Source organism: Acinetobacter sp. ANC_7512 (assembly GCF_056779935.1).
Genome location: NZ_JBWYIX010000010.1, coordinates 51,438 through 69,490, shown reverse-complemented (window position 1 = coordinate 69,490; position 18,053 = coordinate 51,438). Strand labels below are relative to the sequence as shown.

The window sequence follows — 18,053 nt, the reverse complement described above, 5'->3', positions numbered from 1 at the left end:
AGAATCCAGAGTTTGTCTATATATCAGTGATTTGAGTGATTACATATCAATAAAACCGCTATTAAATATGTAAAAAACGCATTTTATTGATAGATGAATAAAAGCTATGCTGTGCTTCGTTAAAATTAAACTACTAGCTGTACGCCATGTATTTATATACTGATTTCGATCAGCAACTGATCAATGAACGTGTTGCACAATTCCGTGATCAAACGGAACGTTATTTAGCTGGAAAGCTTACTGAAGATGAATATCGTCCATTACGTTTACAAAATGGATTATATGTTCAGCGTTATGCGCCGATGCTTCGCGTCGCTGTACCTTATGGTTTGATGAACTCTAAACAGCTTCGTAAAATTGCTGAACTCGCTAAAGCGTATGACCGTGGTTATGCACACGTTTCTACTCGTCAAAACTTTCAATTTAACTGGCCAGCATTAGAAAATGTGCCAGACATGTTGCAAGAGTTGGCATCAGTTCAAATGCATGCGATTCAAACATCTGGTAACTGTATTCGTAATACAACAACAGACCAATATGCAGGTGTCGTTGCTGGTGAAATTGAAGATCCAAGACCGACATGCGAATTGATTCGTCAGTGGTCAACTTTCCATCCAGAATTTGCATTCTTGCCACGTAAGTTCAAGATCGCAGTTTCTGCACTTGCTGAAATCGACCGCGCTGCAACAGCATTTCATGATATCGGAGTGTATATCGTTCGCAATGAGGCGGGTGAAATGGGCTATAAAATCATGGTTGGCGGTGGTTTAGGTCGTACACCGATCATTGGTGCTGTGATCAAAGAGTGGTTGCCACGTGAAGACCTTATTGCTTACTTAGAAGCAGTGCTTCGTGTGTATAACTTACACGGTCGTCGTGATAACAAATATAAAGCTCGTATCAAAATCTTGGTAAAAGCTTTAACACCTGAGGTTTTTGCTGAAAAAGTTGAAGCTGAATTTGCACATACGATTAAAACTTTAAAAGTTGATGCAGACACTCTGGCTAAAATGGACCAGAACTTTACACCATTTGCGTACCAAGATTATGCAGATGAAGACTTCTCAGAACTGTTTGCTACACATCCGAAATTCAAACAATGGTTTAACATCAATACCAATGCACACAAAGTGAAAGGTTACCGCATCGTAACAATTTCATTGAAACGTGCAGGCGTTGCACCGGGTGACGTGACCACTGAAGAAATGAACTTGATTGCTGATCTTGCAGATAAGTACACTTTTGGTGAATTGCGTACCACGCATGAGCAAAATATTGCCCTTGTTGATGTACCGCAAAAAGACTTATTTGAGCTTTGGACGATTCTTGAAAAGAATAACTTGGCTCGCGCGCACATTGGTTTCTTAACTGACATTATCTGCTGTCCAGGTGGTGATTTCTGTTCGTTGGCAAATGCGAAATCTATTCCGATTTCTGAAGCGATTTCACGCCGTTTTGATGATCTAGATACAATTTACAACTTAGGTAAATTGGACTTGAACATCTCAGGTTGTATGAATGCCTGTGGTCATCACCATGTGGGTAATATTGGTATTTTAGGTGTCGACAAGAAAGGCGCAGAATTCTACCAAATTACATTGGGTGGTAATGCAGACCATGATGCCTCAATCGGTGACATCTTAGGACCATCATTTGCTGCTGAAAAAGTACCAGATGTGGTGGAAGAAATTTTGAACACTTATCTTGATTTACGTCAAGAAGGTGAAGAGTTCATTGATACTTACCGTCGTGTAGGAATTCAACCATTTAAGGAGCGTGCATATGCTTAATACCGCACTACAAGTGCTCTCTAAGGATGGCACGATTGCAGACAATACTTATCAACTGATTGGTGAAGATGGCGTATTGCCACAAGGTGATGTGGTTTTAACGGTGGAGCAGTTAGACCAGCTTGCCAATGTTTCAGGTAAAAAAGCACTTTACCTAACCGTAGATGCCTCACCTGAAAACAATGAATTCCCACTTGATCAGCTTGATGCAATTTTTATTGAGTTTGCAGGTTTTAATGATGGTCGTGGGTATTCATTTGCCGCATTGTTACGTCGCCAAGGCTTCCAAGGCGAACTTCGTGCAACAGGTGATGTATTCAAAGACGTGTTGAACTACATGAAGCGTGCTGGTTTCGATACTTTCGTGATTAAAGAAGGTAAAGACATTGCAGAAGCAGCGGCAGGTTTAAACGACTTTACTCAACCTTATCAAGCGTCGACTGCTGTACCAAAACCAAATTATCAAACGGGTGCTTAATTTTATTAAGTGATAAAAAAGCTGAACTTAGGTTCAGCTTTTTTTATTTAATGGAAACAAGATTTAGGTATTCATAGTTCAGCCTAAGCGCTATTCAAAATGACACATAGAAGGTCAAAGTTTAATCATATGTCTATTTAGAGCAGATTTTTTTAATTCATTCAGAAATATATAGCGACAAAGCCTTTAGTGCAGCGGTTTTTTATATGATTCAATTGATCGATTAACACTGATTTAAATGATAAATTTGCTCCAAAAAAGTGCAGTTTATTGTAGTATGTTAGTATTCATTTGATCATTTTTGGTGCGGGTTTTTCTCCATTCAATCAGACTGTTTTGCGGTATATGTTTAGTACTCAGTCTAGTGATCTTGCCATCATTTAAATAGTGAAGCAGTTGTTATGCAAAATTTGATTCGTATTGGTATTGTCGGTTATGGCAACCTCGGTCGTGGCGTTGAAACGTCAATTCAAAAGAACCCAGATTTAGAGCTTGTGGGAATTTTTACACGCCGTGCACCTGAATCAGTGTCTCCTTGCTTTAGTGACACGAAAGTTTTTCATATGGATGACTTAAATGACCTTCAAGACAAAATTGATGTGTTGATCTTATGTGGTGGATCTAAAGATGATCTTCCAAAACAAACACCAGAATTGGCAAGTAAGTTCAACACAGTAGATAGTTTTGATACGCATGCACGTATTCCTGAGTTTTTTGAAGCAGTGAATGAGCCTGCACTTGCTAACAAAAAAACGGCAATGATTTCGATTGGATGGGATCCAGGCATGTTCTCAATTAATCGTTTATTTGGTGAGGCATTATTACCAGATGGTGAAACCTATACTTTCTGGGGTAAGGGTTTGAGTCAAGGTCACTCAGATGCGATTCGCCGTGTGGCGGGTGTTAAAGCAGGTGTTCAATATACTATTCCATCACAAGATGCGATTGATAAAGTTCGTAGTGGTTCACGTCCTATATTAACCACTAAAGAAAAACATACTCGTGAATGTTATGTTGTGCTTGAAAATGGTGCTGACGCTGAAGCTGTAAAGCAGGCGATTGTGACCATGCCAGACTATTTTGCAGAGTACAACACGACTGTGAACTTCATTGATGAAGAAACGCTTCGTAACGAGCATAATCGTATGCCCCACGGTGGATTTGTCATTCGCAGTGGTAATAGTAGTGCAGAGCAGACTCAAGTAATGGAGTTTTCGTTGAAATTAGATAGCAATCCTGAGTTTACTGCAAGTGTACTTGTGGCTTATGCACGTGCATGCTACCGCATGAATCAAATGGGTCAATATGGCGCGAAAACTGCATTTGACGTTGCACCAGGCTTATTGTCAATGAAATCTCCAGAGCAACTACGTAAAGAAATTCTTTAAGTCTAATAATTCAAAGCTATGCTTTGAATTGAGATTATAAAAAAGCCTCTAGCTAAGTAGAGGCTTTTTTATTTACCCTCCTTTAGTCAAGAAGGGTTTAGGGGAGGATTTATCATTTAAATCTCCCTCAAGCCCCTCTTTGAAAAATAGGGGCTTTAGACGCTTTAGATTAACTCAATCGCCACTGCAGTTGCTTCGCCACCACCGATACAAAGCGCAGCAATACCACGTTGACCACCTGTGCGTTTAAGTGCATGGATTAACGTTAAAATAATCCGTGAACCTGTAGATCCTACTGGATGTCCTAAAGCACATGCTCCGCCGTTGATATTTACTTTTTCAGGGTCGAGTTTGAACTCATCAATAGGACACATTGTGACCATTGCAAAAGCTTCGTTGATTTCCCAAAGGTCGACTTCTGCGACATTCCAACCTGTTTTATCGAGAACCTTTTGGATTGCACCGACTGGTGCAATCGTAAACTCAGAGGGATGTTGTGAATTAGAGGCATATGCCACAATTTTGGCTAAAGGATTTAAACCCTTTGTATGTGCTTGTTCAGATGAACTGATAACCAAGGCTGAAGCACCATCAGAGATCGAGCTGGCATTGGCAGCTGTGATCGTACCATCTTTAGCAAAAGCTGGGCGAAGTGTTGGTATTTTATCGATGTTTGCGTTAAAAGGTTGCTCATCTTTATCTACAACGACATCTCCTTTACGAGTTGACACAGTAACAGGGACGATTTCATCGTTGAAGTAGCCTTCAGTAATCGCAGTTTGAGCACGCTTTAATGAACGTATTGCAAAGTCATCCATTTGCTCACGGGTATAGCCTTTAGTGTTGGCCATATCTTGAGCAAATGAGCCCATCAAACGACCAGTTTCAGCATCTTCTAAACCATCGAAGAACATATGATCTTTGATTTCACCGTGACCCATGCGGTAACCACCACGTGCTTTAGGTAAGACGTAAGGAGCGTTGGTCATAGACTCCATACCGCCTGCAACCACAAAATTTGCTGAACCAGCTTTAATCATATCAGCTGCTTGCATCACAGCTTTCATGCCTGACCCACATAATTTATTGATTGTCACTGCACCTGTCGAGTCAGGTAGTCCAGCTTTGCGCATGGCTTGGCGAGCAGGGCCTTGTTTTAAACCTGCAGGCAAAACGCAACCCATAATGACTTCTTCAATGTCTGCTGGCTGCAAACCCGAGCGTGAGATAGCCTCTTTAATGGTCACTGCACCCAGTTCTGGTGCAGTCACACTTGATAAACTTCCCTGAAAGCCGCCCATTGCCGTACGTGCACCATTAAGGATGACGATATCAGTCATTATTCTCTCCAATTTATTTAGCTTTGTTTTACAGCTTGAGTATATGTAATATCAGGCCAATTAATATTGGCTATAGTGTGTAAAATGTGACTGATAAGTTGTCATTCACATGTCTTAGTTTCTTCAAGACGAGTCTGTCCCATCATTGAAAGTCTAACGATTAGATTTGATTTATTTGAATGTGCACAGTATTTAAAATGTCCCATTGATCCACGTGGTAAACCAGAGTCTGGTTGGAAGGTGATCGTATTCTTGCTGGTAACACCACCTTTCCAACTGAAATCACCATATTGGTAATCTGTCGAAGTTGCTTGAATAAGCTTTTCGTGAGGATCGAATTGTTGATTGTGATTCTGATCTAGAAAGATGATAAACCCTTTATGCCATTGACTGTTCTTACACGATTTTAAATCTTGAGAAGCACAGATCATCACAGGGCTTCGGTAACTTACAGCATTGGCTTTAGCTTGGCTGATGGCTTGCCGTACCGTGCTAAGAATTTGCGCCCTTTCTTGATTTTCACGAAATTCATGATAATGAGGGAGTGCTATCATCACAAGAATACTAATAATGACGATCGTGAAAATGAGTTCTAAAAGGGTAAAAGCAAGAGATTTACAATAGGAATACATTTTAAAGCTTCTAGTATTTGTTAATTATTTGAATTTATAGATAATCTTGGTGAAGTTATATTATAAGCTGAAGTGCTAAAAAATGATTACTATCACCTTTGAATACTGTTAATATACCAAAAATGAAAAGATAAGTTATTCATGCGGATAAATTGAGTAAAAAATTACCGAATTACAACGGAAATTGTAAGTAATTTTGTCAATAATTTACTTGATTAAAGTAATCAAACACTTGGAATTCACTTTAAGTGTTTGTATGATTCAACATGAGTAGCTTAAAAAAAATACTGGGGTATAAAAAAGCCTATCTCAGGAAGCCATAATTATTTTAGGCTGAGCTTGAAAAACAATTGTTATCTCTGGAGGATATCCATGAAATTGAGTCGTATCGCACTTGCTATGCTTGTTGCTGCTCCATTCGCTGCTGCTAATGCTGGTGTAACTGTTACTCCACTATTAGTGGGTTACACATTCCAAGACACTCAGCACAATAATAGCTGGGAAGATCATTTAACAGGCGCTCCTGAACTTCAAGATGATTTGTTCGTTGGTGCTGCACTTGGTATTGAACTTACTCCATGGTTAGGTTTTGAAGCTGAATATAACCAAGTTAAAGGTGATATTGATTTCGGTCCTACAACTAATGCTGAATATAAGCAAACTCAAATCAATGGTAACTTTTACGCTACTTCTGATTTGATTACAAAAAACTATGACAGCAAGATCAAGCCATATGTACTTTTGGGTGCTGGTCATTACAAGTATGAATATGAAGGCATGAATGGTCTTAAAGACGACGAAGGTACTTTAGGTAATGCGGGTGTAGGTGCTTTCTGGCGCTTAAATGATGCTCTATCTCTTCGTACAGAAGCTCGTGCAACTTATAACATCGACGAAGATTTCTGGAACTACACAGCACTTGCTGGTCTTAACGTAGTTTTAGGCGGTCACTTAAAGCCTGCTGCTGAAGTAGTAGAAGTTGCTCCAGTTCAACCAGCTCCAGCTCCAGTTCAACCAGCTCCACAAGAGTTGACTGAAGATCTTAACATGGAACTTCGCGTATTCTTCGATACGAACAAGTCTAACATCAAAGATCAGTACAAGCCTGAAATTGCTAAAGTAGCTGAAAAATTAAACGAATATCCAAATGCAACTGCTCGTATTGAAGGTCACACTGATAATACTGGTCCACGTGCGTTGAACGAACGTTTATCTTTAGCTCGTGCTAACTCTGTGAAATCTGCTCTTGTAAGCGAATACAACATTGATGCTTCTCGTTTAGCGACTCAAGGTTTCGCTTGGGATCAACCAATTGCTGACAACGCAACTAAAGAAGGTCGTGCGATGAACCGTCGTGTATTCGCTACGATTTCTGGTAGCCGTACAGTAGTTGCTCAACCTGAAGCAGCAGCTCAATAATCTTTACTAGATTCTAAAAAAACAGCTCTTAGGAGCTGTTTTTTTTTCCCCTTTTTTACAAATGTGATATATTTCACAAAATATAATCAACAACACAATGAGAATAAAGATGAAATATAGTTTAATATCAGGCTTATGCATTGCTTTAACTTTGGCAGCTTGTACAACGACAAAGATGCAATCAACTAATAGTGTACAAGACTTGGATCAAAAGATATTAAATGAATTAAAACAAGGCCTACCGCTCTATTTTAATCACAATTCCCGTCAAATTGATGCCCGATATGAACCTTATTTAACAGCAGCTTCAAAAATTCTGGCGCAGAATAAAAGTTTTATACTTCAAGTAGATGGACATACAGATAATCGAGGGTCTATAGCAGCGAATCAAAAAGTATCACTTGAGCGAGCAAATGCTGTCCGTAGTGAGTTGGTGATGCAATATAATGTTGATCCTAAACAAATTTCGACTCAAGGTTATGGCCCAAATCAGCCAATCGCTGATAACAAGACAGAAGAGGGTCGAGCATTGAATCGTCGAGTGAATTTAACCTTAAAAATACAATAAGATCAGAATCTAATAATAAAAAAACAGCTCAAATTGAGCTGTTTTTTATTAATCTTGTTCGACTTGAATTGGTTTTACATCCATATCTTGATATCGAATCAACTTGGTTTTGTACTTGAACTTATAAATTAGCCATATTGCTAAGAATAAGAAGATCCCAATATATGTGGAGACTACTGCGATCCACTCCCCATCAAGTACGGCTTGATAATTTTGACCTAACACCACGATTGCACACAAAACAAAAGCGAACCATGGTGCAAAAGGGAAAAATTTTGCACGATATGCTAAATCTTCTAACTTATATCCTTGAGCCAAATAGCCTTTCCTGAATCGGTAATGAGAGATTGCGATACCGAGCCATACGATAAAGCCACACATACCAGACATATTCAGAAGCCAATTAAATACTTCCTCTTCACCAATAAATGTCGTCAAGAAGCATAGTGCTGCGATTGCTGTCGTAGCATAAAGTGCATTCATTGGTACACCGCGACCATCAAGTTTGGAGAAAACTTTGGGTGCACTTCCATTTTTTGCCATATCAAACAGCATTCGTGTGGAAGAGTACATTCCTGAATTTCCGGCAGAAAGGATAGCCGTAAGAATGACTGCATTCATGACACTTGCAGCGAAAGCAAAGCCTGCTTGTTCATAGAGTAAAGTAAAAGGTGATAATGCAATATTCTCATCTGAAGCAGCTTGCATTAGACGAGGATCATCATACGCAATCAATGTACCGATAATAAAAATACAAACGATATAGAATAAGAGAATACGCCAGAAGATCTGTTTAATCGCAATAGGAATGGTTTTCTTCGGATCTTTCGACTCACCAGCGGCAACACCAACCATTTCAGTACCTTGAAATGAGAATCCTGCGATCATCGCGACACCAATTAATGCTGACAAACCACCTACAAATGGCGCTTCACCCTTTGACCAATTTGCGAAAGTTGCAACATTGGGTGTCATCATGATTTTGGCAATCATGAAAATACCAATGATGATAAATGCAATGATGGCAAGAACTTTAATGAGTGAGAAAAAGAACTCAGACTCACCAAAACCTTTGACTGTTAAGGCGTTAATACCAAAAACGATAGCAAGGAAAATGGCACTCCAATAGAAACCTGGGATATCAGGAAACCAAAATTTCATGATGAATTGAACTGCAACAAGTTCAAATGCGACGGTTATCGCCCAGTTGTACCAATAGTTCCAGCCTAGTGCGAATCCAAACCCACCTTCGACATATTTGGTGCCATAGGTGAAGAAAGCACCTGATGTTGGATTGTGTGTTGCGAGTTCGCCTAAGCTGGTCATGAGGAAGTAAATCATTACGCCAATTAAACAATAGGCAAGTAATGCACCACCAGGGCCCGCATTGGCAATTGTTGCACCCGAAGCTAGGAATAGTCCTGTACCGATAGAACCACCAATGGCGATCATATTAAGATGGCGTGCTCCAAGCTTTCGCTTAAGTTGACCGGTTTCGCTCATCGAAAGTTCCTTATGATTTCTTTTGAGTACTTGCAAACAGTACTTTAAAGCCTTGTTGATCAGTCAAAGTTTCACATTGACCAAAATTTTGCTCAATGAGAGTTGGGTAGTTTAAAAAACGATTTGCCACGATCCAAAGTTCACCACCAGATTTTAGATGGCGACGTGATGTCTTACAAAGATTCTCACTCGCATTGTAATCAGTGTATATACCCTGGTGGAAAGGAGGGTTACTGACGATGGCATGTAAAAATAGTGGCGCATCTTCAATGCCAGTCACAGCTTTGATTTCGAGCTGTTCTGGTGACAAATTATTTTTTTCAAATGTTAGGCGGGTGGAGGCGAGCGCAAAAGCATCCACATCAAGCGCAAAAATACGATTTTTGGGATTCAATTTGGCTAAATATGCACTGATAATGCCAGCACCACAACCGAAGTCAGCGATTTTACCTGAACTCACTCGATTGAGGTAGGGGAGAAATACAGCTGTACCAATATCAAGTTTGTTTTGACTAAATACACCAGGTAAAGCATAAATCTGTAATTCGCCATTCGGTGTTTGAATTGTATATTGTTGAGCCCAATTTTCTAAAGCTCGAGGCGTAGGAGTCTGATCGATAATTAATTGCCACATTTGACAATGACGAGCGCTATCTAGTTTGACACATTTGCCAAATGGAATGAGTTGTTTTGCTGCTCGTTCAACGCCACCTTTCTTTTCACCCACGAGAAAAATTGATCCACCAAAACCGAGTTTTAATACCACACTGTGTAGTAAGTAATTCAAAAGCTCTTTGGCTTTAGGCACAAAAACAATGACTTGATCATATTCTGCTTCAGGGATATCCGTCCCAAAATGAACAGGAATATTTTGATTTTGGAAAAATAGAAAGTCGTTATAATTCCATGTCCATACTGAAGCCTGAATGTTTTTATCGAGCTGAGTGCTTAAGTCATCAGTTGGTGCATTGACTAATAATATTCGACCTTTCAGAAAGTTATGTTGACGAATAACAACTTCACTTTGAGGAACCATATATCTCTCCACAGAATAAAAGAGCCCAGACAATGCTGGGCAGTCTTTGATTCAATCTAAATTATTTCTTTGCTTCAGGTAGAACGAAGTTCAAGATCAAGGCTGCAATGCCGCCAGTTGCTACACCAGAGCTAAATATATTACGAATGAGTTCAGGCATATGTTCAAGAATCTGTGGAACTTGAGCAACACCTAAACCAAGAGCAAGTGAAATTGCAATAATAAGCAATGCACGGCGGTCAAGCTGAATACCAGAAAGGATATTAATCCCTGATGCTGCAACAGCCCCAAACATCACCATGACAGCGCCCCCCAGTACAGCTTGAGGAACAGCTTGGATGATGGCAGCTACTGCTGGTAGTAAACCCAAAATAACTAATAGCGCGGCGATCCATATACCCACGTGGCGACTAGCTACACCAGTTAATTGGATTACTCCGTTGTTTTGAGCAAAAACAGAACTCGGGAAAGTATTAAATAAACCAGCGAGTAAGGAGTTTGCACCGTTGACGAGTACACCACCTTTAATGCGCTCCATCCATTTCGGACCATCAACAGGCTGATTAGATAACTTAGAAGTCGCGGTGATATCACCAATCGCTTCTAATGAAGTAACCAGATAAATAAATGCCATTGGTATAAATAAACTCCAAGAGAAGTCTAAGCCAAAGTGCATTGGTGTAGGGATTTGAACCAAAGGTGCATTTTCTAAGCCAGAAAAATCTAAATGGCCCATGAAGCCTGCTAGCGCATAACCTACAATCAGTGCAATTAATATCGCACTACTCTTAACCCATGTAACATTTAAGCGGTTTAAGAGAATGATTAATGCCAAAACTGTACAAGACATAATGAGATTGTCTGTATTGGCAAAAGTGTTATTCCCCATCGCTTGGTAACCACCACCCATTGAGATTAAACCTTCTTTAATCAAGGTTAAGCCAATGAGAAGTACGACAATACCAGTCACAAGTGGAGTAATGAGTTTTTTCACCCATGGCAATATGCGTGAAACTCCCATTTCAATGAATGAGCCTGCAATCACGACACCAAAAATTGAACCCATAACAGTTTCAACTGGAGTTCCCGCGGCAACCATTGCTGAGCCAATCCCAATAATAGGACCGATAAAGTTAAAACTTGTACCTTGAACAATTAGTAAGCCTGCACCAAAAGGACCAACCTTTTTACTTTGTAAGAATGTCGCAATACCTGAAATCACCAATGACATGGAGAGGATCATGTTTGTATCTTCTTTAGAAACACCTAAAGCCAAACAGATCAATAGACCAGGAGTAACAATCGGAACAATAATGGCAAGTAAATGCTGAATGGCAGCGAGAAAAGCGATGAACGGTTTTGGTTTATCGTCTAAACCATAAACAAGATCGAGTTTCGGTTCTTGAGATTGGTCGGGAGCAGACATGGTCTATACCATCTAGATTAAGCGAAAATGTCGACATTCTAATCGAGTTACATGGGTTTACAAAACCGAAACATAACCATTCGTCAAAAAAAAATGAAATTGTAAAGAAACAGTCACTATAAAAGTTTAGGATTTTTCTGTATAATTTGCCCTCAAATTTAAAGCGTATCGAATTTACATGTCAGATATTAAAACTCTCCGTAATATTGCCATCATCGCACACGTCGACCATGGTAAAACGACTCTTGTCGACAAACTTTTACAACAATCAGGTGCTTTGGGTGAACGCGCGGGTGAGATCGAGCGTGTCATGGATTCAGGCGCTATTGAAAGTGAACGTGGTATTACCATTCTTGCAAAAAATACTGCAATCAAATGGTTAGATAAACGTACTGATACTGAATACCGTATCAACATCGTGGATACCCCGGGACACGCCGACTTCGGTGGTGAAGTTGAACGTGTAATGTCGATGGTTGACTGTGTACTTCTTTTGGTAGACTCACAAGAAGGTCCAATGCCACAAACTCGTTTCGTAACGCAAAAAGCGTTCGCACGTGGTTTGAAACCAATCGTAATTATCAACAAAGTTGACAAGCCTAATGCGCGTCCTGACTGGGTAATCGATCAAGTATTCGATTTATTTGATAACCTTGGTGGTACTGACGAACAGTTAGACTTCCCTGTGGTTTATGCTTCTGGTCTTCGTGGTGTAGCAGGTCCTTCACCAGAAGAATTGGCTGAAGACATGACTCCGTTGTTCCAAACAATCGTAGACATCGTTGAGCCGCCAGCAGTGGATGTTGATGGTCCATTCCAAATGCAAGTGTCTTCACTTGACTATAACAGCTTCGTTGGTGTTATTGGTGTTGGTCGTATCCAACGTGGTTCAGTGAAATTGAACACACCTGTAACGGTAATCGACAAAGATGGTAAAACACGTAACGGTCGTATCTTAAAAATCATGGGTTACCATGGTTTGGAGCGTATTGACGTTGAATCTGCTTCTGCAGGTGACATCGTATGTGTAACAGGTATGGACGAACTTCATATCTCTGACACGATTTGTGATCCTAAACATGTTGAAGCATTGCCACCGCTTTCTGTAGATGAGCCTACAGTATCGATGACATTCCAAGTTAACAACTCACCATTCGCCGGTAAAGAAGGTAAGTTTGTGACCTCACGTAACATCCGTGAACGTCTAGATCGCGAATTAATTCACAACGTAGCACTTCGTGTAGAAGATACTGACAGTCCTGACCGTTTTAAAGTGTCGGGCCGTGGTGAACTTCACCTTTCGGTATTGATCGAAAACATGCGTCGTGAAGGCTTCGAGATGGGGGTATCTCGTCCGCAAGTAATCTTGAAAGAGATTGACGGCGAAATGCAAGAGCCATACGAAAACGTGACATTTGACGTAGAAGAACAGCATCAAGGTGCTGTAATGGAACAAATGGGTAACCGTAAAGGTGAAATGACCAATATGGAAGTCGACGGTAAAGGTCGTATTCGTATTGAAGCAACTGTACCTTCACGTGGCTTGATTGGTTTCCGTTCAGAATTCATGACCATGACTTCAGGTACTGGTATCATGACCTCAAGTTTCTCGCACTATGGACCAATGAAACAAGGTTCTGTTGCAAAACGTCAAAACGGTGTGTTGATTTCTATGGTTCAAGGTACATGCTTGGGCTATGCATTGTTCAGTTTACAAGACCGTGGTCGTCTATTTGCTAAACCTCAGTTAGAAGTTTACGAAGGTATGATTATTGGTATTAACTCTCGTTCTGACGATATGGTTGTAAACCCAACTAAAGCGAAACAATTAACAAACGTTCGTGCATCAGGTACTGATGATGCATTAACACTTGTTCCTGCGATTGAATATACGTTAGAACAAGCACTTGAATTTATTCAAGATGATGAGCTTGTTGAAGTTACACCTAAATCAATTCGTATTCGTAAGCGTTGGTTGACTGAAAACGAACGTAAACGTAATAAATCTTAATTGATTTAAGTAAAAAAACCGCTCAAAAGAGCGGTTTTTTTATATCTTGACTACATCATTTAAGATATGAAATAAAAGTTGTTGAATTGTTGTAGTTGATTTGGACAAGATCTTGTTTATTTAAACAGAGATACTTATGATTTTGGTGGAAAACCAACGAGTTTAGACGGAAATATCATTAAGAATAATGTATATTATGTCACATTAATGCATAGAAAAATTTTGGAGAAAAAATGAGCATTATTAAAGAGTTTAAAGAATTTGCCGTGAAAGGCAATGTAATGGATCTGGCGGTCGGTGTGATCATTGGTGGGGCGTTTGGTAAAATCATCGATTCAATGGTGAAAGATGTCATCATGCCAATTATCAGTTGGATCTTAGGCGGTGATGTTGATTATTCAAACTGGTTTGTTGTATTAGGAGATAATCCAAATAACCTTACAACGCTTGCTGCCGCTCAAGAAGCGGGTTTAAATGTTTTGGCTTACGGTAATTTCTTGACGATTCTCATCAACTTCATCCTGCTTGCATGGGTGGTATTCTGGTTAGTGAAATTGATGAATAAAATGCGTCGTAAGCAAGAGGAGGAAGCTCCAGCACCTGAAGCTACTCCAGAAGATATCGAATTACTTCGTGAAATTCGTGACGAATTAAAACGTAAAGGTTAATGCTTATACAATGAAAACGGCGCTAAATGCGCCGTTTTTTATATCTCATCATTTTTTTAAAATCGCTCGAAATCCCCCTTTGTCAAAGGGAGGCTGGTAGGTATTGATTCTTAGCTCTCCCTTGCGAAGCGATGCTTCTCATCTCCTAAAAGGAGAGGGAAATCCAGGAAGTTTAAAAATCCATACGAAATTTAATTTCGAGTAAATGCCAGCCGAATTGACTCTTAATTGGTCCATGTAATTCACGTTCAGCCAAACTAAAAACTGCCTTATCGATAGGACCAACCAATTGTCCTTTCTTTACCTCACCTAATTCCCCTCCTTTTTTTCCTGAGGGACAAGTTGAGTGTTGCTTAGCAATTTTAGCAAAATCAGCACCGTCTTTAAGCTTTTGTTTAAGTTGGATACACAGGTCTTTATCTTTGACTAAAATATGCCGAACAATTGCTGATTTCATTTGGATTTTACCTTTGATACAGGATTATTTGAGGCTTGAGGTCGCTTAAGCGGTTGACACTCAGGGCAAAAAACAGAAGCACGTTGCCCGAGCTTAATATTTTCTAAAGTTGTTTCACAGTTGATGCACATTTCACCAGCGCGCCCATAAGCCAATAGCGTTTGTTGAAAGTAGCCATTTTCGCCCATGGCATTGGTGTAATCACGTAAAGTAGATCCGCCTAAATCAATTGCTTGTTTAAGGATTCGTTTGATTTCAATGACAAATTTTTCAATTTGTGACCGTGTAAGACTAGAGGCGGGTTGTGCAGGATGAATGCCCAAATTAAACAGACTTTCAGTTGCGTAAATATTTCCAACACCCACAACAATGTGGTTATCCATAATTGCAACTTTGACTGCAACACTCTTATTTTTAAATTTCTGCTCTAGATAGTCAGCATTGAAAGATTCACTTAAAGGTTCAGGTCCAAGCGTATCTAAAAGTTTGGATTGAGCATGATCATCTAGCCATAAAATGCAACCAAAACGACGAGGATCGTGGTAGCGTAATTGGATATCATCGAATTGAATGATGAAATGATCATGCTTTCTCAATGCATCACGTGAATCACTCAAACGAAAGCTGCCTGACATTCCCAAGTGCCATAACATGGTCGCATTTTCAAATTGTGCCAAAATATATTTGGATCGACGTGTTAGCCCTATCAGTCGTTGACCGACCAATTGATTTACATCATTTGGAATAGGCCATCTCAGACTTGAATTATTGACTTGAACAGAAAGTACTTTTTGATTCAGCAAAGGGAGCAAGCTGGTTTTAGTGGTTTCAACTTCAGGTAATTCAGGCATGGAAACTCTGTTAAATGGGCGAGTAGAAAAATATTGGGTTAAATGAGGATATTGCAAGCAGCATCGAGTGAACTACAAGATATTACGCTTGAACAGAATATGATACACAATCCATCTAGTGCCTTCATGGTTAAGTTTTAAAATGTTTTTTAAAGCATTCAATGATGAAATGAACTTAGATGATTTATCACGTAAATGCGTTGTACACTGCTACAAATAAATCAATTTAAAATCAGGGAGATTCAGTGTGGCAAAATTATTTGAGCCAATTCAATTCGGAAATTTATCACTCAAAAATAGAATTATTATTGCTCCCATGTGTCAGTATTCTGCGAATGAAGCAGGGGAGCATAGTTTTTGGCATGAACAACAATGGGCGAGTTATGCATTGTCGGGTGCTGGATTATATATTATTGAAGCAACTGCGGTACAAGCTGTAGGTCGTATCAGTTTTGCAGATTTAGGGTTGTGGAATGATTTACAACGTGCACAATTAAAAGCATTGATTGATAAGGTAAAATCGATTGCTCCAACGCCAATCGCCATTCAGTTAGCGCACGCGGGACGTAAAGCTTCAACTGATAAACCATGGTTGGGACGTGGTCAATTCTCATCGAATCATGAACATGGCTGGCAAACGGTATCTGCAAGTGATTTACCATTTAATCCAGATGATCAGGCTCCTCATGAATTAAGTATCGAGGAAATCAAAAAAATTATCGATGACTTTGCAACTGCAGCAGTCAGATCTGTAGATGCAGGTTTTGATCTCATCGAAGTCCACGCGGCTCATGGTTATCTATTACATCAATTTATGTCCCCTTTATCTAATCGAAGAACAGATGAATATGGTGGAAGTTTTGAGAATCGAATTCGTCTAACTTTAGAGGTTTTTCAGGCGATCAAAAATGCTGTTCCAGACAACTATCCAATCGGTGTTCGTTTGTCTGCAACAGACTGGATGGAGCAAGAAAAGGGATGGAATATTGATGACTCAATTGGGTTATCAAAGGCATTAGAAAAACTTGGTGCAGTTTATATCCATGCATCATCTGGTGGATTACATGTCGATCAAAATATTCAGATTGGTCCTAATTACCAAGTTCCATTTGCGGAAGCAATCAAGAAACACGTAGACATTCCAGTGATTGCTGTTGGGCTGATCACTGAACCTCAACAGGCGGAAGATGTCTTACAACAAGGCAAAGCTGATGCAATCGGGCTCGCAAGGGCAATACTATTTAATCCAAGATGGCCATGGCATGCTGCTGCTCAATTAAAAGCAGAGGTTGAAATTAGTCCGCAATATTTACGATGCCAACCGTATGATGTGAAATCATTATTTAAGCCATATGCTGATAGATAAAATAGGCATAAAGGTATACTTAAAAAGTCATCCTGGGTAATTACGGCTGTTGTATGATAATTTGACTAACTCATACAATAGCTAGGGATGCTAAGTCATGGTTTTATCGGTCATTATTCCGATTTTTTTACTGCTTTTTTCGGGATATGCCTCGGTTAAACTGAATTTACTTAGCAAGGAACAAGTCTCTATTGTTGGTACATTCGTCATTCGAGTCGCTTTACCTGCTCTATTTTTACAAGCGCTTTCATCAAAAGATCTTGATGCGATATGGCAACCTGAACTTTTTTACAGTTATATTGTGGTGACCGCCTTTGTATTTGCAATCGCTTTAGGGGTTTTGGTAAAGCATTTTAAAAACAATTTAAGTGATGCTGCCATTCTCTCGATTGGAGCTTCAATGTCTAATACTGGATTACTTGGTACAGCCATTTTAAGTCTATTGATTGGTCATATCGCGCTTGCCTTTACTTCTTTAATCGTAATTATCGAAAGTGTTTTTCTTGTTCCAGCAGCTTTATTTATTGCGGGCTTGCAAGCTCAAAATCAGCAAGCTGTACTCAATACATTAAAAAATAACTTTATAAACCTATGTAAAAATCCATTGTTTATTGGTGTGGTAATCGGAATTGTGTGCGCTATTTTTCAGGTTAAACTGCCGCATTATATAGATCAAGTTTTCTTAATGATTGGTCAGACGGCATCTCCTTTGGCGTTATTTGTGATTGGCGGAAGCATCGCAGGTTTAACCCTAAAATATGTCAATCAGCAGAGTCTTTATATTGTTCTATCGTCCAACTTTATTTTTCCAATACTCATGTATTTGACTCTACGATTTATTGCTCAAGCACCAATGGATATCGTGTATGTAGGGACATTGATTGCAGCTTTACCTACACCTGCATTATTTGGAATGTTGGGACAAGCATATGGGCTCAATGATCGTGCAATTACACCTTTATTGATGAGTACAGTAATTGGATTTATTGTGACTGCTGGATTAATTATTTTATGGTGGTAATTGAGTAAAACCTAAAATGTAATCATAAATATCCTTTTCATATAAGAAAACCCTATCTCGTGATAGGGTTTTTGTATTTGAGCAGCGGTTTAAAATTTA

Annotated in this window: 16 protein-coding genes; 9 read left to right on the top strand and 7 right to left on the bottom strand. The window is 39.5% G+C overall.

Going from position 1 to position 18,053, the window contains the following annotated elements; translation table 11 throughout:
* The first annotated feature begins 146 nt into the window (after window positions 1-146).
* The 3 genes from AC1M9H_RS10525 to AC1M9H_RS10515 all read left to right on the top strand — a co-directional run bounded on the left by AC1M9H_RS10525 (window position 147) and on the right by AC1M9H_RS10515 (window position 3,656).
* A complete protein-coding gene (locus tag AC1M9H_RS10525; protein WP_481613337.1) occupies window positions 147-1,790 on the top strand; it encodes a nitrite/sulfite reductase in 1,644 nt (547 codons plus the stop codon).
* Window positions 1,783-2,268: a DUF934 domain-containing protein gene (locus AC1M9H_RS10520; protein WP_481587188.1), complete on the top strand. Its 486-nt coding sequence runs from the start codon at window positions 1,783-1,785 to the stop codon at window positions 2,266-2,268. Before AC1M9H_RS10525 ends, AC1M9H_RS10520 begins: the two co-directional genes overlap by 8 nt.
* A gap of 401 nt (window positions 2,269-2,669) precedes the next feature.
* Window positions 2,670-3,656 carry a diaminopimelate dehydrogenase gene (locus AC1M9H_RS10515; protein WP_481610146.1) on the top strand — a complete coding sequence of 329 codons (987 nt, stop codon included), beginning with the start codon at window positions 2,670-2,672 and terminating at the stop codon, window positions 3,654-3,656.
* Between the two features lie 164 nt (window positions 3,657-3,820).
* Here AC1M9H_RS10515 and AC1M9H_RS10510 read toward each other — a convergent pair whose 3' ends face one another.
* Both AC1M9H_RS10510 and AC1M9H_RS10505 read right to left on the bottom strand, forming a co-directional pair.
* Window positions 3,821-4,996 (bottom strand): thiolase family protein, encoded by a 1,176-nt coding sequence (locus AC1M9H_RS10510; RefSeq protein WP_481596048.1) that lies wholly within the window; start codon window positions 4,994-4,996, stop codon window positions 3,821-3,823.
* Between the two features lie 101 nt (window positions 4,997-5,097).
* Window positions 5,098-5,628 (bottom strand): GspH/FimT family pseudopilin, encoded by a 531-nt coding sequence (locus AC1M9H_RS10505; protein ID WP_481607921.1) that lies wholly within the window; start codon window positions 5,626-5,628, stop codon window positions 5,098-5,100.
* 372 nt (window positions 5,629-6,000) lie between these two features.
* On the opposite strand from AC1M9H_RS10505, the gene omp38 reads away from it, so the two are divergent.
* Together omp38 and AC1M9H_RS10495 are read left to right on the top strand one after the other, a co-directional pair.
* Window positions 6,001-7,047, top strand: coding sequence for an outer membrane protein Omp38 (gene omp38, locus AC1M9H_RS10500; protein ID WP_481613336.1), 1,047 nt, complete (start codon window positions 6,001-6,003; stop codon window positions 7,045-7,047).
* Window positions 7,048-7,156: 109 nt separating this feature from the next.
* Window positions 7,157-7,615 (top strand): OmpA family protein, encoded by a 459-nt coding sequence (locus AC1M9H_RS10495; RefSeq protein WP_481613335.1) that lies wholly within the window; start codon window positions 7,157-7,159, stop codon window positions 7,613-7,615.
* Window positions 7,616-7,663: 48 nt separating this feature from the next.
* Here AC1M9H_RS10495 and AC1M9H_RS10490 read toward each other — a convergent pair whose 3' ends face one another.
* The 3 genes from AC1M9H_RS10490 to AC1M9H_RS10480 all read right to left on the bottom strand — a co-directional run bounded on the left by AC1M9H_RS10490 (window position 7,664) and on the right by AC1M9H_RS10480 (window position 11,580).
* The gene (locus tag AC1M9H_RS10490; protein ID WP_481613334.1) at window positions 7,664-9,118 is read right to left on the bottom strand and encodes an amino acid permease; all 1,455 of its coding nucleotides are present in this window, start codon (window positions 9,116-9,118) and stop codon (window positions 7,664-7,666) included.
* A gap of 10 nt (window positions 9,119-9,128) precedes the next feature.
* Window positions 9,129-10,154 (bottom strand): methyltransferase, encoded by a 1,026-nt coding sequence (locus AC1M9H_RS10485; protein ID WP_481613333.1) that lies wholly within the window; start codon window positions 10,152-10,154, stop codon window positions 9,129-9,131.
* 61 nt (window positions 10,155-10,215) lie between these two features.
* Complete coding sequence (locus tag AC1M9H_RS10480; protein ID WP_035270592.1) at window positions 10,216-11,580, bottom strand: uracil-xanthine permease family protein; 1,365 nt, start codon at window positions 11,578-11,580, stop codon at window positions 10,216-10,218.
* 178 nt (window positions 11,581-11,758) lie between these two features.
* Between AC1M9H_RS10480 and typA the strand changes: the two genes are divergently transcribed.
* Together typA and mscL are read left to right on the top strand one after the other, a co-directional pair.
* A complete protein-coding gene (typA, locus tag AC1M9H_RS10475) occupies window positions 11,759-13,591 on the top strand; it encodes a translational GTPase TypA (RefSeq protein ID WP_035270590.1) in 1,833 nt (610 codons plus the stop codon).
* A 233-nt stretch (window positions 13,592-13,824) separates the two neighbouring features.
* Entirely contained in the window at window positions 13,825-14,259 is a 435-nt protein-coding gene (mscL, locus tag AC1M9H_RS10470; protein ID WP_035270698.1) for a large conductance mechanosensitive channel protein MscL, read from the top strand.
* A 172-nt stretch (window positions 14,260-14,431) separates the two neighbouring features.
* On the opposite strand, the gene AC1M9H_RS10465 is transcribed toward mscL, so the two are convergent.
* Together AC1M9H_RS10465 and mutM are read right to left on the bottom strand one after the other, a co-directional pair.
* Window positions 14,432-14,716, bottom strand: coding sequence for a peptidylprolyl isomerase (locus AC1M9H_RS10465; protein ID WP_180028291.1), 285 nt, complete (start codon window positions 14,714-14,716; stop codon window positions 14,432-14,434).
* Entirely contained in the window at window positions 14,713-15,567 is an 855-nt protein-coding gene (gene mutM, locus AC1M9H_RS10460) for a bifunctional DNA-formamidopyrimidine glycosylase/DNA-(apurinic or apyrimidinic site) lyase (protein ID WP_481609076.1), read from the bottom strand. Before mutM ends, AC1M9H_RS10465 begins: the two co-directional genes overlap by 4 nt.
* Before the next feature lie 247 nt (window positions 15,568-15,814).
* Here mutM and AC1M9H_RS10455 point away from each other — a divergent pair, with 247 nt between their 5' ends.
* Window positions 15,815-16,933, top strand: coding sequence for an NADH:flavin oxidoreductase/NADH oxidase (locus AC1M9H_RS10455; protein WP_481613332.1), 1,119 nt, complete (start codon window positions 15,815-15,817; stop codon window positions 16,931-16,933).
* Window positions 16,934-17,030: 97 nt separating this feature from the next.
* Window positions 17,031-17,954: an AEC family transporter gene (locus tag AC1M9H_RS10450; protein WP_481613331.1), complete on the top strand. Its 924-nt coding sequence runs from the start codon at window positions 17,031-17,033 to the stop codon at window positions 17,952-17,954.
* Window positions 17,955-18,053 lie beyond the last annotated feature (99 nt).

Excerpts from the sequence above, each read along its gene's own strand:
- AC1M9H_RS10495 (WP_481613335.1), top strand. The coding sequence starts at position 7,157 with ATGAAATATAGTTTAATATCAGGCTTATGCATTGCTTTAACTTTGGCA.
- omp38 (WP_481613336.1), top strand. The coding sequence starts at position 6,001 with ATGAAATTGAGTCGTATCGCACTTGCTATGCTTGTTGCTGCTCCATTC.
- AC1M9H_RS10485 (WP_481613333.1), bottom strand. The coding sequence starts at position 10,154 with ATGGTTCCTCAAAGTGAAGTTGTTATTCGTCAACATAACTTTCTGAAA.
- AC1M9H_RS10525 (WP_481613337.1), top strand. The coding sequence starts at position 147 with ATGTATTTATATACTGATTTCGATCAGCAACTGATCAATGAACGTGTT.
- AC1M9H_RS10510 (WP_481596048.1), bottom strand. The coding sequence starts at position 4,996 with ATGACTGATATCGTCATCCTTAATGGTGCACGTACGGCAATGGGCGGC.
- typA (WP_035270590.1), top strand. The coding sequence starts at position 11,759 with ATGTCAGATATTAAAACTCTCCGTAATATTGCCATCATCGCACACGTC.
- AC1M9H_RS10515 (WP_481610146.1), top strand. The coding sequence starts at position 2,670 with ATGCAAAATTTGATTCGTATTGGTATTGTCGGTTATGGCAACCTCGGT.
- AC1M9H_RS10450 (WP_481613331.1), top strand. The coding sequence starts at position 17,031 with ATGGTTTTATCGGTCATTATTCCGATTTTTTTACTGCTTTTTTCGGGA.
- AC1M9H_RS10520 (WP_481587188.1), top strand. The coding sequence starts at position 1,783 with ATGCTTAATACCGCACTACAAGTGCTCTCTAAGGATGGCACGATTGCA.
- AC1M9H_RS10505 (WP_481607921.1), bottom strand. The coding sequence starts at position 5,628 with ATGTATTCCTATTGTAAATCTCTTGCTTTTACCCTTTTAGAACTCATT.
- mscL (WP_035270698.1), top strand. The coding sequence starts at position 13,825 with ATGAGCATTATTAAAGAGTTTAAAGAATTTGCCGTGAAAGGCAATGTA.
- mutM (WP_481609076.1), bottom strand. The coding sequence starts at position 15,567 with ATGCCTGAATTACCTGAAGTTGAAACCACTAAAACCAGCTTGCTCCCT.
- AC1M9H_RS10480 (WP_035270592.1), bottom strand. The coding sequence starts at position 11,580 with ATGTCTGCTCCCGACCAATCTCAAGAACCGAAACTCGATCTTGTTTAT.
- AC1M9H_RS10490 (WP_481613334.1), bottom strand. The coding sequence starts at position 9,118 with ATGAGCGAAACCGGTCAACTTAAGCGAAAGCTTGGAGCACGCCATCTT.
- AC1M9H_RS10465 (WP_180028291.1), bottom strand. The coding sequence starts at position 14,716 with ATGAAATCAGCAATTGTTCGGCATATTTTAGTCAAAGATAAAGACCTG.